Origin of the sequence: Chitinophaga sp., from assembly GCF_035538455.1 — a bacterium.
Taxonomy (GTDB): Bacteria; Bacteroidota; Bacteroidia; order Chitinophagales; family Chitinophagaceae; genus Chitinophaga.
On sequence record NZ_DATLKJ010000263.1, the window covers coordinates 1 to 14,232 of the forward strand.

12 protein-coding genes are annotated in these 14,232 nt (G+C 48.6%); 8 read left to right on the plus strand and 4 right to left on the minus strand.

The genetic code is table 11. The features are described from left to right. The first annotated feature begins 38 nt into the window (after positions 1-38). The 6 genes from VM802_RS30255 (at position 39) to VM802_RS30280 (ending at position 4,458) form a co-directional block, all read left to right on the plus strand. Positions 39-2,297, plus strand: a complete 2,259-nt coding sequence (locus tag VM802_RS30255; RefSeq protein ID WP_325537913.1) for a heavy metal translocating P-type ATPase — start codon at positions 39-41, stop codon at positions 2,295-2,297. 120 nt (positions 2,298-2,417) lie between these two features. Beyond that, positions 2,418-2,627 (plus strand): heavy-metal-associated domain-containing protein, encoded by a 210-nt coding sequence (locus tag VM802_RS30260; protein ID WP_325537915.1) that lies wholly within the window; start codon positions 2,418-2,420, stop codon positions 2,625-2,627. A gap of 67 nt (positions 2,628-2,694) precedes the next feature. Continuing rightward, positions 2,695-2,961, plus strand: coding sequence for a hypothetical protein (locus tag VM802_RS30265; RefSeq protein ID WP_325537917.1), 267 nt, complete (start codon positions 2,695-2,697; stop codon positions 2,959-2,961). A 95-nt stretch (positions 2,962-3,056) separates the two neighbouring features. Continuing rightward, complete coding sequence (locus VM802_RS30270; RefSeq protein WP_325537919.1) at positions 3,057-3,392, plus strand: heavy-metal-associated domain-containing protein; 336 nt, start codon at positions 3,057-3,059, stop codon at positions 3,390-3,392. A 78-nt stretch (positions 3,393-3,470) separates the two neighbouring features. Next, complete coding sequence (locus tag VM802_RS30275; RefSeq protein WP_325537921.1) at positions 3,471-4,037, plus strand: Crp/Fnr family transcriptional regulator; 567 nt, start codon at positions 3,471-3,473, stop codon at positions 4,035-4,037. A gap of 91 nt (positions 4,038-4,128) precedes the next feature. Beyond that, on the plus strand, positions 4,129-4,458 hold the full coding sequence (locus VM802_RS30280) for a DMT family transporter (protein ID WP_325537923.1): 330 nt from the start codon (positions 4,129-4,131) through the stop codon (positions 4,456-4,458). Between the two features lie 394 nt (positions 4,459-4,852). Here VM802_RS30280 and VM802_RS30285 read toward each other — a convergent pair whose 3' ends face one another. The 4 genes from VM802_RS30285 to VM802_RS30300 form a co-directional block, all read right to left on the minus strand. Further along, positions 4,853-6,673, minus strand: coding sequence for a RagB/SusD family nutrient uptake outer membrane protein (locus tag VM802_RS30285; RefSeq protein ID WP_325537927.1), 1,821 nt, complete (start codon positions 6,671-6,673; stop codon positions 4,853-4,855). A gap of 12 nt (positions 6,674-6,685) precedes the next feature. After that, positions 6,686-10,093: a SusC/RagA family TonB-linked outer membrane protein gene (locus tag VM802_RS30290; RefSeq protein ID WP_325537929.1), complete on the minus strand. Its 3,408-nt coding sequence runs from the start codon at positions 10,091-10,093 to the stop codon at positions 6,686-6,688. A gap of 219 nt (positions 10,094-10,312) precedes the next feature. Beyond that, positions 10,313-11,290: a FecR domain-containing protein gene (locus VM802_RS30295; protein WP_325537932.1), complete on the minus strand. Its 978-nt coding sequence runs from the start codon at positions 11,288-11,290 to the stop codon at positions 10,313-10,315. Between the two features lie 91 nt (positions 11,291-11,381). Then, positions 11,382-11,975, minus strand: coding sequence for an RNA polymerase sigma-70 factor (locus tag VM802_RS30300; protein WP_325537934.1), 594 nt, complete (start codon positions 11,973-11,975; stop codon positions 11,382-11,384). A 134-nt stretch (positions 11,976-12,109) separates the two neighbouring features. On the opposite strand from VM802_RS30300, the gene VM802_RS30305 reads away from it, so the two are divergent. Both VM802_RS30305 and VM802_RS30310 read left to right on the plus strand, forming a co-directional pair. Further along, entirely contained in the window at positions 12,110-12,715 is a 606-nt protein-coding gene (locus VM802_RS30305; RefSeq protein WP_325537936.1) for an RNA polymerase sigma factor, read from the plus strand. Positions 12,716-12,814: 99 nt separating this feature from the next. Further along, positions 12,815-13,936 carry a FecR family protein gene (locus tag VM802_RS30310; protein WP_325537938.1) on the plus strand — a complete coding sequence of 374 codons (1,122 nt, stop codon included), beginning with the start codon at positions 12,815-12,817 and terminating at the stop codon, positions 13,934-13,936. Positions 13,937-14,232 lie beyond the last annotated feature (296 nt).

Consider the following 14,232-nt stretch of genomic DNA (forward strand, 5'->3'; position numbering starts at 1 on the left):
TCTCCTGGATGTAGCTTTGTGATATAAAATTACGAACTATGTTAACGACTATATCCGCGCAGCCTGAAGCTGCTGTCAGCAAAACGACAGACCTGGCCAAAGAAACATTCCCCGTACTGGAAATGACCTGTGCAGCCTGCGCCATTAGTGTGGAATCAATACTAAAATCTGTTCCGGGCGTAGCCGATGCCGGCGTTAACTTCGCCAACCAGACAGCCTGGGTACAATACGATCATCAGGCGGTAACGCCGGAGGTATTACAGCAAAGCGTACGTTCTATCGGTTATGATATTGTAATAGAAAAAGAGAACCGGGAAGAAGTGAAGGAAGCTGCACAGCGTAAACATTACCGGGCGGTGAAACAACGTACTATCTGGGCTTCCGTGTTATCGCTTCCTGTTGTGATCATCGGGATGTTCTTTATGAATATGCCATACGGCAACTGGGTCATGCTGGCTTTATCAGCGCCGGTGGTGTTTTTCCTGGGCCGTAGTTTCTTTGTGAACGCATGGAAGCAGGCGAAATATGGTAAAGCCAACATGGACACGCTGGTAGCGCTTAGTACCGGTATTGCCTGGGTGTTTAGTGCCTTCAATACCATATATCCTGCATTCTGGCACCAGCGCGGGTTACACGCCCACGTATATTTTGAAGCAGCCGCTGTGGTTATTGCATTTATCTCTCTGGGTAAATTACTTGAAGAAAAAGCTAAGTCCAATACATCTTCTGCCATCAAAAAACTGATCGGGCTGCAACCCAAGACAGTATTGCTGATCACTGAATCAGGCGAAACGCAGGAGATACCTATCTCACAGGTAAAAGTGAATGATTTGTTGCTGGTGAAGCCCGGAGAAAAGATTCCTGTAGATGGTATGGTAGCAGGTGGTGAATCTTATGTAGATGAGAGCATGATTACCGGTGAACCTGTGCCTGTAGCGAAGAATAGCGGCGATCATGTGTTTGCGGGCACTATCAATCAGAAAGGGAGTTTCCGTTTCAAAGCGGAGAAAGTAGGTGCGGATACGTTGCTGGCGCATATTATCAAAATGGTGCAGGAAGCGCAGGGCAGTAAGGCGCCCGTGCAGAAACTGGTGGATAAGATAGCCGGGATCTTTGTACCGGTGGTAATAGGCATCGCGATACTCACCTTTATTACGTGGATGGTACTTGGCAGCAACAACGCCTTCACACACGCGCTGCTCACTTCAGTGACCGTATTGGTGATCGCTTGTCCATGTGCGCTCGGCCTGGCCACACCTACCGCTATCATCGTTGGCGTAGGTAAAGGTGCAGAGAACAACATTCTTATTAAGGATGCTGAGAGCCTGGAACTGGGACATAAAGTGAATGCCATCATCCTTGATAAAACCGGTACTATCACAGAAGGTAGACCTGTAGTGACAGACATTTTATGGAGGAATGGCGATGATAAACCGGCTCCTGTTTTATACGCTATTGAACAACAGTCCGAACATCCGCTGGCAGAAGCCGTGGTAGCATATCTCCGCGAAGCGGGTACTGCAACCGTTCCGATGCAACAGTTTGAAAGTATTACCGGACAAGGCATCAGGGGTACTTATGAAGGCCGCCGTTTCTTTGCCGGTAACCGCAAACTGATCAGCGACAACAATATTAACGTCGATGCTGAGATGGCTGCCCAGGCAGCACAATGGCAGACAGCTGCTAAAACTGTGATCTACTTTGCTACCGAAGGTCAGCTGCTGGCCATTGTAGCAATAGCCGACAAGATCAAAGCATCTTCCCGCGAAGCTATTGAAACCTTACAGCGCAGTGGCATAGAAGTGTACATGCTCACTGGCGATAACGCCAGCACCGCCGCAGCGGTGGCACAACAAACGGGCATTAAGTCTTATAAAGCTGAGGTGATGCCTGCCTATAAAGCCGCCTTCGTAAAAGAACTGCAGGAGAAAGGTAAAGTGGTGGCAATGGTGGGCGACGGTATCAACGACTCACATGCACTGGCTCAGGCAGATGTCAGCATTGCGATGGGTAAAGGTTCTGATATTGCGATGGATGTAGCTAAGATGACGCTCATTACTTCTGATCTCAACAGTATTCCCAAAGCGCTGAAGTTGTCCCGTAAAACGGTGAGCACTATCAAGCAGAACCTCTTCTGGGCATTCATCTACAATATCATCGGTATACCAGTAGCTGCCGGTATCCTGTATCCGATCAACGGCTTCCTGCTTGATCCGATGATTGCCGGTGCAGCCATGGCTTTGAGCTCTGTAAGCGTTGTGGGTAACAGCCTGCGTCTGAAGGCATCTAAGTTATAAGACCGGCTTATAATTATATTAATCTTCCTGTTAATTGTATAACGGCTAGGGCAAAGGAAGCATGTAATTTTACATCATCAAACAACAACAAAACAATTATCATCTTTAAAAATAACAAAAATGGAAACAGTACAATTTAAGACCAATATCAAATGTTCAGGATGTATCGCCACTGTGACCCCCGCACTGAATGAAGTAGCCGGCGCAGACAACTGGGAAGTGGACCTGCAAAGCCCCGACAAGGTGCTGACCGTATCCACTGAAAGGTCCAACAGCAAAGAGATACAGCAGGCTATTGAAAAAGCCGGTTATAAGGCAGAGGCTTTATAATTATTAGCTCATAATGATAGAAAAAATAATATCAGATCATCGGCGTAATACTTTATTTTTGTTGCAGATGAAAACATGGTTGCTGATATTGTCAATTCTCTGCACGGCTGCATCATACGGCGCCGCCCATCATGAGAATGATAACAAAGCAGTGACAAAAATGTGGAAGAGAAAAACAGAGAACAGCAAAAGTAAAGTATCGACCGGTGGATGCGAGCGGAGATGCATAAAGCCTGTAAACCGCCGCCCTTCTGACTTTAAAGCGATACAACCTGTATACCTACCAGGACTTACCACAGGCGTGTTTACCAGGATCTCCGCATCTATCATCTGATCATTCATTCCTGCTTCAACATTTTCCTATCTAATTGCTTCTTCTAAACGATGTCCGTCATCACCGGATAACTATCTACTTAAATCATCCTTATCATGAAAAACATTTTTTCTCTTTTCTCCGCACTGACAAACAAAACAAACACCTTCAAAGTATATGGCAGCTGTAACATGTGCAAAAAGAGAATTGAAACCGCAGCCGCCGGCGAAGGCATCGCTAAAGCAGAATGGGACCTGAAAACCAACATGATGACTGTGACCTATGATCCTGCCAAAGTTACCATCACCAACATCCAGAAAAGAATTGCCGCGGCAGGCCATGATACCGAATCGGAGACCGCTCCGGATGAAGTGTACAGCAAGCTGCCCGGCTGCTGCCTGTATGAACGCCCATCCGGCGTCACTGCTTCTGCCGCTATCCATCATCATTAGCATATTTCCCGCGCAACTATAAGAATTGTGATGTTATTTTGTAAACGATACACTATAACATCACAATTTTTTTTCATTATGCAGCATACGCTCGCCAGGATCAGATCCGTATATCCGCTGACAGAAGACCGTGTAACGCAGTTCTCCTCCCTGCTGGAGGAAGTGACCTGCCGGAAAGGGCACCGCCTGTTTAAGGAAGGTCAGATCAGCAGGGACCTCTATTTCCTGGAGAAGGGCATTGCCCGTGCATATTGTAATCTTACGAGCAGTGAGCTTACTTTCTGGTTTGGAATGGAGGGAGATGTACTGTTATCCTTTTATGGTTATGTGAACAATACGCCGGGATATGAAAGTATTGAGCTGCTGGAAGATGCCGTGATGTACAGGATCAGGATGGAAGACCTGGAACAACTGTACAATACCGATATACACTTCGCGAACTGGGGCCGTAAGTTGCTGGAGAAAGAGCTGATCCTGACAGAAGAGCGTTTTATTTCAAGGCAGTTCAGAACTGCTACCGAACGATACAAAGAGCTGATGGAGCAGATGCCACAGCTGTTGCAGCGTGTGCAACTGGGGTATATTGCTTCCTATCTGGGCATCACGCAGGTTTCGTTGAGCCGTATCCGTGCTGAGCTGCGCTGACGCTTTTTTTTATCATATGTTAAAATTTATGTTCCTGCTTATGCCGACCTTTGCATCGTCAAGACAGGCAATAACATAAAATATTTAGGATATGAACTGGATAATACTCATCATCGCAGGATTGTTTGAAACAGGCTTTACTTCCTGCCTTGGAAAAATGAAAACAACAACGGGAACACCACTTGTATTCTGGACGATAGGCTTCCTGGTATCGCTGACCGCCAGCATGCTGTTGCTGATGAAAGCCACCCAGACGTTGCCAATTGGTACTGCTTATGCTGTATGGACGGGTATCGGCGCAGTAGGAGCCGTAGTAGTAGGTATACTGGTATTCAAGGAACCGGCCACTTTCTGGCGTATATTTTTTGTATTCACGCTTATCGCCTCTATCATAGGACTGAAGTTCGTGTCAAGCCACTGAATATTTTGGGATTTGGGGATTTTGGAATGTAGGGATTTCATAAATGCAGCGAAGATTGAAGCGGATACTGTCTGAACTGTGATTTTTGTGATTTGACTGATTATTCTGATGAGCGAAGATCGAAGCGGATTGATTTTTTTTGATGGGCGAAGAGCGAAGCGGATGGCTCGTGCGGATTGATTCTGCATGAGCCATTTGCTTTTGTAATGCTACATATCTACATATGAAATACATTGAATTTATGGCCATCAGGATCAGCAAACACGAAACCGTAATAGCCGACTCCGAATTCTTCTGGTTTGGAAACAATTGTTCCTCTGTTTATATAGGTGTTTAAAGAACAAAGGACCGCTTTAAAAGCGATCCTTTTGTTCTTTAGGGCAATAATTAAATACTAATAACCGGGGAATTGCACCAGCTTTTTATTCCGGTCTATTTCGCTTTGCGGAACCGGATAGAAATAGAATTTGTTCTGCCATGCTGCTCTTGTAAATGAAGTGATCCTTTGATGGAATTCAGGATCAGATAATGATTTCCCCTTTTCTATATTCATGCCGTGAAATGCGCCACCCTGGTGCTGATCGGGATCGTTGGCTACTTTCCAGCGACGTACGTCCCAGTAGCGGTGTCCTTCGAACATGAGTTCGATGCGGCGCTCCAGCCGTATCTGTTTGCGCATCTCATCCTGTGAGAGGCCGGGTTGTATGTCAGCGAGGCCGCCGCGTTTGCGGATTTTGTTGAGATATAACAGGATATCAGGATGACCGGGACTGTATTCATTGAGTGCTTCTACGTAGTTGAGATAGATTTCTCCGAGGCGTATCATCATGGCGGGGCGGGAGAAGCTACGGCCTGTTCTGAAGTCGGTATTGGGATGGATGTTTTTGCGGGCTGTATAGCCGGTAGTGGGCCAGTCGCGGGGTGCGCCGTTTTTACCGGAATTGCCGGTGAAGAAAAACTCCACCCTGGTTTGTCCGGACTCCGGTACCACGGGAATGGTGGAGCCGTTAAATGTAACGTCTACATAGAAGCGTGGTTCGCGGTTAGTGTACATATTGTACGTGCCGCTTACGTAGTATGGCGTAGCGGTGGCGGTGTAGCCATTTTCCGTATAGCCGCTGGTGTTATCTGTAATGTTTTTGCCGTTTGCCATTCTGAAGATGTCTACCTGTTCCTGTGTAACGGCGATTCCGTTCCAGCCCTGGCCGTTGGCGCAGCGGGGAGAGCAGTGGCGTTCCCAGTTGCCGACGTGTGCAGATGAAGTGCGTATCCAGATGGCTTCTTTCTGCCAGCCGTCGAAGAAGAGGTTGCGGCAGGAGAGGAAGGCTGCGCGGAATGGATCAGCATCAGCGACGGTGTAGAGTTCCCAGCGGTTGAGGTCTATCACTGCTTTGGCTGCATCCGCTGCCTTCTTCCATTTCTCCTTATCATAGCTCTGGTTAAAAAGTGTTGCGCCGTCCGGGTTTTTTAAGGAAGCCAGATCGGTGTTGCCGTTGAAGAGAGGGCTGGCATGATACAGTAATATCTGTGATTTCACGGCCAGGATGATGGGTTGGGTGATGCGTCCTGTCTGTGTTACATCGGGTTGTGCGGGATCAACCGGATTCACGTGTTGAATGGGTACATCCGGCAGCGCCTTGTCCATCTCTGCAAGTACATAGGCTACGCATTCGTCCCACGGGCTGCGTGGTATCTGGAAATTATCTTCCGGTAATTTGGGTGTTTCGCCCATTAGTACTACGGGGCCATACTGGCGCATGAGCAGCCAGTAGTAGTAGGCGCGGAGGAAGCGAGCTTCCGCCTTGTATTGTTTCAGCAGTTTATCACCTCCGGGCAGCGCTTTTATTTCCTGGTTCTGATCTGCGTTCTGCAGGAAGATGGCTGCTTGCCTGATGGTCTGATAGTAGCTGTTCCAGTAGGAGGGGCTTGCATTATCCGGTGTGATGGCGCCGGAGTTGATACCGGGTTGTACCCAGGCATAGTCGGCTTCATCGCATTGGCCTGTCCAGGGGATACTGTAAGGCTGATTCCACATATCGGGCATGGGGTTGTAGAGTCTGGCGAGCCATTGTTCTGTCATGGTCCGGTTGGTGAACACATCTTTCATGGTGGTGATGTTGTCCGGTACAGTATCGAGGTAGCCTTTTTTGCAGCCAGCTGCGGTGAGCAGGAGCAGCAGGATCAGGCATATATTTCTTTTGTATGAGTAGGTCATGTTGTTATGTTTTTATTTGAAACTGGCGCGGATACCGAAGTTGTACGAAGTGGTGTTGGGATACGCGGTGCCTCTGCCGTCGCCGAGTTCGGGATCCCATATTTTCCACGGCGAGATGGTGAAGAGGTTGGTGCCGTTCACATAGGCACGCAGGCTTTTAAGGCCGAAACGTTGCAGTCTGGCGAGGCCGAAGGTGTATCCCAGCTCGGCGCTTTTCAGGCGGATGTAATCGGCTCTTTTGAGCCACCAGGTACTGGCGTAGTAGTTGGTGGTGATATCCTGGCGGGTTGACAAACGTGGATAAAATGGCCGGGCATTGGGATTATCCGGTGTCCACCGGTCGGTGGCTGCGGTGTAGAGGTTGCCGATTGTCGGTCCTTCGAAGAATGGATTGGTACCATGGCCACCGCTGTACATGAAGTCTACCATTGCGACGCCCTGGAAGAAGAGGCTCAGGTCGAAGCCTTTAATGCCCACGCTGAAGTTAAGCCCATACACGATGCGCGGTACAGGACCGTAGCCGATGGCTTTCTGATCGAAGCTGTTGATGATGCCATCGCCGTTGAGATCCTGGTATTTGATGTCGCCGGGGCGTACGTCGCCGGCCTGTTTGGGGGATTTGCTGATGTCAGCCGAATCGGCGAACAAGCCCAGTGCTACATATCCGAAGCGCTGATCAATGGTCTGGCCGGTGCGGTTGAGCCAGGGGTACTGCCATGGTGGTAAGCCATCGTACACATTTTTGTTGATGTTGAAGTTGAAATTACCCCTGAAGGCTACCCAGTAGTTTTTAGAGAATGATTTATTATAGTCGAGCGTTACATCAACCCCTTTGTTTTCTGTGATACCGATATTGCGGTACGGTATGTTGTCGGTGGTGAATCCGGAAGAATAGGGGATGTCATACTGCCGGAGCAGGATGCCTGTTCTACGTTCTTTGAACAGCTCGACGATAAGGGAGAGTTCATCATGGAATGCTTTGATCTCGATGCCGAGGTTCTGGCGTTTACCAGTTTCCCAGCTTACTTCAGATCCGATCTGGTCTTCTTCCAAACCACTGTAACCGGTGGTGTTACCGGGCACGCCGAACGTGTAGCCGATATCGTTACTGCTTTTGATCCTGGTGAGGAAGAGGAAGCGCGATCCGGTGTTACTGTTACCTGACAGGCCATAAGTGTAGCGCAGCTTAAAGTAGGAGATAGCGTTACTCACTGGTGCGAAGAAGTTTTCATTGGACACCACCCAGCCAACGCCGAAAGAAGGAAAGAGACCATAACGTTTTTTTGGTGTGAAGTTTTCAGAACCATTGTAGCCAAAGTTAGCTTCTGCGAAGTAGCGGCTTTTATAGCCATAGGTGGCCCTGCCGCTAAGTCCTCTTACGCGGAAAGGAATGGAGCTGATCAATGTGCCGGCATCTGCATCGACATAATCGGACTGGTTGTAGAGCAGTAATCCGGACACATCATGATCCCCGAATTTGCGTGTATAGTTCAGGGCCGTTTCTGTGTAGAAGCGGCGGTTGCCTCCGCGTGATACTTCGAAGCCCAGCACGTTGGAGCCGGGATCTACAATTTTGGTGATCAGATTGCCGGCGGAGTCGCGGCCTGACGCGTAATAGGTCTGCACTTCCCGCTTCCTGTTGAGGTTATTCCAGCCGTAGGAATCGAAGGCGAACATACTGGTGAATGAAAGTCCTTTCACGAGGAAGTCGAGATTTTGCCGGAGTCTTATATTTGAACGGATAGTATTACGGAATTCGGTAGCATAACCAGACTGCGTAAGATTGCGATAGGGGCTGGGATAGCTGCCGCCGGGGATCTTTGGCCACTGCCCGTTGGAGTATTGCGGCGGAATAAGATGCGGCGGAACCTGAGTAGCCAGATTGAATAATGCTCCTGTGCCGATGCCGGGATAATTACTGTTGATGATGAAGCCGTTTACGCCCAGTTCCAGTTTAGTGGTTTTTGTGATATTCGCATCTACGTTGGTCGTGAAGTTGTATCTGTCCAGTTTGATGGAGGAGTTGTAGGATTGAATGTTATCGCGTTTCAGCATACCCACTTCGGAGTAGTAGCCTGCAGAAATGTAGTAGGTGGCAAATTCGGAGCCGCCGCGTACATTGAGGTTGGCTCTTCTGTTTTGTCCGTATTTATTGAACAGCACATTGAACCAGTCTACGTTGGGGTAGAGGTCCGGGTCTTCGCCGGTTATATGTTTCTGTATCCTGTCTTCTGTGTATAATGGCGCTCTGCCACGCATCTGCAATCCTTCATTGTAGAGGCGCATGAAGGTGGGTGCATCTACAAATTCAGGTAGTTGTGTAAATTTCGTGATGGCCTGGTTAAGTTCTACGTTGATCTGTGGTTTGCCGGGGCGGCCTGTTTTGGTGTTGACGAGGATAACGCCGTTGGCGCCGCGGGTACCATATACGGCGGTGGCGGAGGCGTCTTTTAATACGGTGAAGCTTTCCACGTCTTCGGGGTCTATATCGTTGATGCTGCGGTCAGGTACGCCGTCTACGATTACGAGTGGCCCGCGCGGACTTGAGCCGAATGTAGAGATACCGCGTATCCATATATCGGAGCCGTCGTAGCCGGGTTCGCCGCTACGCTGTACGGCTACGATGCCTGCGAGGCGGCCGCCGAGTGCGTTGGTGAGGCTGCGCACGGGAAGTTTCAGTTCTTCCGGTTTGATGGTGGACTGTGCGCCCACCAGGCTGATTTTTTTCTGTGCGCCGAAACCTACTACCACTACTTCATTGAGGCCACCTTCCTTTGCCAGCAGTTCCACGTTGATGTCTACCCGGTTTCTGACGCTTATCTGTTGCGTCTGATAGCCGACGTAGGAAAATTCGAGCGAGTCTGTTGGCTCTACATCCAGTTCGTAGTAGCCTTTTTCGTTGGTGGTTGTCCCGGTAGGATTCCTGATTATTCTGATGGTGACGCCAAATAGCGGCGCGCCGAGTTTGTCTTTGACGGTTCCGGATACCTTTACCTTTACGGCAGGTTTGTGAACCGGTGCGGTGCGGGGTGGTTCTGCGGGGGTGATGATATATTGGGAGGCGCCAGTCATATTAAGTGTAAGGCCATATGCCTGCAGTATTTTCTGCAGGGAGGCGATAGCAGCTGTGGCGCCAGTGTTAAGTGTTTTGTCTGCCAGAAAAATATTCTTTGCATATTTTTCGTTCATTGCTATCCTGAGCTGGTATTTGGTATAGATTTTTTCCAGCGCATCTTTCAGGGATATGACCTGGTTAGCGGGGCCTGTGTCGGGAGGCGTTTGTTTCCGGTGTTGCTGATAATACTGTTCCGGGATACCGGCTACAGCATCCTGCGCGTGGACAGCAGATACTGTGGTGTTCAGTAACAGGCACAGGCCGGCCATTCCCTTCAGGCAAAGCCGTAGAGATCCAAATTTCATAACGGATAAAAATTTTGGTTAAAGACTACATAAATCGATAAATAAATAATCAGGGATAATTTCCAGTGAGATGTGCAGCTCACATGAAAAGATTCCTTTCAGAAAAAAACAAAGTCACTGTACCCGCAGGAAGGCCTGCAGCATTGGTTTTCGGATAAAGTTTTTTTTCTGTTTAATTAATCAGCTCTGGCGTTTACTTAATTGTTTAATCGCGGTTTTTTACTTTGGTTGAATAATGATCCGGTTATTCTCCTTCCTTACATCAGCTTCGAGCATACCCCCCAGCGATTTGCACAAACTCAGTTCGTCTGTGATCAGTACGCGCCCACTGATGCGGGTGTTCCGGAATTTTTGCGGTTGTAATATTTCTACATCATATCCATAGTTGATATGCAGTAGTTCTTTGATCTCGTGGACAGAAGTGTTTTCAAATTTATAATCACCGTCTTTCCAGGCGGCATATAGCTGCGCATTTACGCGATCCAGTTGCAGGCTACCGCCTTTGGTGGCGACTCTTTCACCGGGCCGTACGATTGTTTCCTGGTGGAGGGCGGAGGCTTTTACCAATCCGGAATTTACAATCACGCTGGCATCGTGTTTATCATCGTTTACTGTAAATGACGTACCCAGTACTATTATATTTATATTGGTTGTATGTATCTTAAATGGAACAGCGGTGTTTTTTACTACTTCAAAATAGCCGCTGCCATTGAGCCATAATTCGCGCAAGCCATTTTTCACGTTGCGGTACTGAAGTGTGCCGCCGGGTTTGATCCATATGCGTGTGCTATCTGGCAGGAGGATGGACTGTACGGTGGTTTTCTCCGACACGAGCATGGTGAGGGATGGTTGCTTAGGTTGTTGCAGCAACACATAGGCGGCCATCCCGGCGGCGATCACCAGCACCAGTATTACGGCGGCGTATTTCAGCCAGCGCAGCCTTCTTATGGGAGTGGGGGCGGCTGTTTCCTGCAGCTGTGTGGCTATCTGTTGCCAGCGTTGCGTTGTTTCGTCCTGTGTGACATGCAGGGCGTATTGCTGGTCCAGTATATCCTTTACCTGGAAATACAATTCGCGGTTGCCGGGAGCGGCTTCCAGCCAGGCGGTTACTTCGGCGGCTTCTGCCGGCGTTGCTGTGCCATCAATAAATTTTATCAATATCGTATAATCCAATCCGTTAGTATTAAAAGGAGTCATGTCATATTATTTAGACGACGAAGGGATAATAACTACGTACAGATTTTCTGAAAATTTTTTCTTTGGAGGAGAAAGTTAATATAAGTGCTCCTTAAAACAGGATAATGGTGCTGAGGAAAGTGTGGGTTCTGCGGACGATGTTTCTCAGTTGTTTGATAGCTTTATACAGCTGTGTTTCTACAGTGCGGGCTGAAATGCCCATTGTTGCTGATATTTCGCCGGTTTTGAGTCCTTGTTGGTAGCGTAGTATGACCACTTCGCGGCATTTGGCGGGGAGGGCATCTATGGCCTGCCATACGCTGGCCTCCAGGTTATCTTGTTGTAACAGGCTTTGGCGGGGACCGTCGGGGTTGAAGTAGTCCAGTTCTGCTTCGGTGAGTCCGGGGATGGCGGCGTTCACATAGCGCTGGTGAACGGCCTGGCGTTTGATGTGATCGAGGCAAGCGTTGTGGATGCTGCGGAAGAGATAGGCTTTGATGCTGGTGTTGATATGGAGATCTGTACTTTTTTTATGTAGCTGGATGAAAACGTCGTGGACGATATCTTCTGCGGTTTCGCGTGTTACATATTTGCATGCATATGCGAGCAGTACCGCATAATACTCTTTAAACAGCGGTTCAAGAGCTGCTGTGTTCTGCTTTGCTGGCGTACCGGTTGGGCGTTCTTCATCTACAGGCTCCCCCATGGTGCTTTAAAGGTATTTTAAACATTTAACCAAGATAGTGACAATAATATTAAAATACAACATTGTATTGGTGCAGCGCCTTTGCGGGAACGCCTGGTAACGATTATATTTGTTCTGCTATAGCTGGAGGAAAATTGGATCAAGCACTGAAATTATACGAGGACAGGATACTTTTTTCGCGCATTGCCCGCGGGGACGAGGCGGCTTTCCGTATGTTGTATCATCGCTATAATGCAGTGTTGTCAGGTGCTGTCAGGAAGCTGCTGAAATCCGACGATGAAGCCGCGGAAGTGTTGCAGGAAGTGTTTCTGAAAGTATGGCTGCAGCGCGACACGTTGGAGGGCATTGAAAATCCCGGCGGGTGGCTGTATACGATGGCTTCCAATTATTCACTTTCCGTTTTGAGAAAGCATGCGCGGAGAATAGACCAGGAAGGACATATTCCGGATGATGAGATACCGGACGATAATAACCTGCCGGAAGCATTTTATGCCAAGGAGTTGCAGGGGTTGATCAGCAAGGCGGTGGATAAGCTACCGGATTCCCGCCGTGAAATATTTATGATGAGCACGCAGGAGGGCAGATCCCGTAAAGAGATAGCGGGGGCATTGAAAATATCGGAGCATACGGTAAAGAACCAGCTGGTTACAGCCAGGAGATTCATACGCGATTACCTCGAACAGCACACCGGCCAGCGCTTGCCGGTAGTGATCATCCTGCTGCTTGCGGGGCTTTTATAATTATTTTTGAGGGCGCATAGTACAGTGAACATGTTTCTGCGTCTATCGGGATAAAGCACCATTTTTTCAGTGGAAGCAAAAGAGTATTATAGGTTTTTATTGAAGCGTCATTACGACGGCGTTGCCACGCCTGCTGAGACGGCCGAGTTGTTTGCAGAACTGGGCAAAGCTGGCGGTGATGATGACTGGGCGGAGCTGATCAATGAATTGTACAGCACTGCTCCAGCAGATCCTGCTTATGATACGCAGCAATATGAACCACAGATCAGCTGTATCCTGGCCGCCGGTAATATGCAGCGCAGGGTGGGCACGCGTTGGTGGATGGCCGCAGCAGCTATACTGTTGCTGGGTTCTACGGCTGTATACTTTTTTATGCAGCGTTCCGGAAAACCAGTACTTCCGGCCGTAATGCCTGTTGCGGCTGATGTACAGCCGGCCCGTAACGGGGCTGTGCTTACGCTGGCCAATGGCAGTCAGCTGGTGCTGGACAGCCTGGGTAATGGTGTAGTAACCACACAGCGGGGCACGAAAGTATCTCTCTATAATGGCCAACTGGCCTATGATGCAGCGGAGGGCACTGACGCTGGTTATAATACTGTATCGACACCACGTGGCCGTAAATTCAGGCTACAACTGCCTGATGGTACATTGGTTTGGCTCAATGCCGCCAGTGCTATACGATTCCCGACGGCGTTCACCGGGCATGAAAGAAAAGTAACGTTGCGTGGTGAGGCTTATTTTGAAGTGGCGAAAGACAAACGCCTGCCGTTCGTTGTAGACATTAATGACAGTACCAGCACAGAAGTGCTGGGTACGCATTTTAATATCAATGCTTACCCTGATGAAGGGGGTATTACGGCCACGCTTATGGAAGGAGCCATCAAAATGAAGGTGAAGCAATGGGCAGGTATCCTGAAACCTGCGCAGCAGCTGTATCTCAGCCGCAACGGTAACCGGCGCCTGCTGAACAATGCAGATACTGCCGCTGTGATGGCCTGGAAAAATGGTGTGATCAGCTTCCAGGACAGAAAGCTGCCGGAAATAATGCGACTGCTGAACCGCTGGTATGATATTGATGTGGTATATGAAACAACACCGCCTGATATAACTTTCTTCGGAGAAATAGGAAGTGATGTGAATCTTTCGAGCGTATTAACTTTTCTGCGTGAATCGGGTGTCCGTTTCCGCCTGGAAGGCCGCCAACTTATTGTCACCAACTAAATTAAATCAACAACTGTAATTCATTTCATCAACCGGAAAAAACAACCGCTACATGATCATCTATCAGTGAACAATCGATTTCAATAAACAAAAAAGGTATGTCTGTAAATAAAAAACCGAAGGTGCTTCGACCCACCTCCGGTTGAATGGTTTGCAGCTATCGTGAACAATTGAATTTTACGGGACAACTGTTTTTTAAGCCAAACCAATGCAAAGCTATGCAAAAAAATGCTCTTTGTAACCGGCGCCCTCATGCCCCTATACCAGGGAAAATTATTACCGGGCGCAGGTTTTCA

Bases quoted from the DNA above. Each gene is read 5' to 3' on its own strand.
- VM802_RS30255 (WP_325537913.1), top strand. From the start codon at position 39: ATGTTAACGACTATATCCGCGCAGCCTGAAGCTGCTGTCAGCAAAACG.
- VM802_RS30260 (WP_325537915.1), top strand. From the start codon at position 2,418: ATGGAAACAGTACAATTTAAGACCAATATCAAATGTTCAGGATGTATC.
- VM802_RS30265 (WP_325537917.1), top strand. From the start codon at position 2,695: ATGAAAACATGGTTGCTGATATTGTCAATTCTCTGCACGGCTGCATCA.
- VM802_RS30270 (WP_325537919.1), top strand. From the start codon at position 3,057: ATGAAAAACATTTTTTCTCTTTTCTCCGCACTGACAAACAAAACAAAC.
- VM802_RS30275 (WP_325537921.1), top strand. From the start codon at position 3,471: ATGCAGCATACGCTCGCCAGGATCAGATCCGTATATCCGCTGACAGAA.
- VM802_RS30280 (WP_325537923.1), top strand. From the start codon at position 4,129: ATGAACTGGATAATACTCATCATCGCAGGATTGTTTGAAACAGGCTTT.
- VM802_RS30285 (WP_325537927.1), bottom strand. From the start codon at position 6,673: ATGACCTACTCATACAAAAGAAATATATGCCTGATCCTGCTGCTCCTG.
- VM802_RS30290 (WP_325537929.1), bottom strand. From the start codon at position 10,093: ATGAAATTTGGATCTCTACGGCTTTGCCTGAAGGGAATGGCCGGCCTG.
- VM802_RS30295 (WP_325537932.1), bottom strand. From the start codon at position 11,290: ATGACTCCTTTTAATACTAACGGATTGGATTATACGATATTGATAAAA.
- VM802_RS30300 (WP_325537934.1), bottom strand. From the start codon at position 11,975: ATGGGGGAGCCTGTAGATGAAGAACGCCCAACCGGTACGCCAGCAAAG.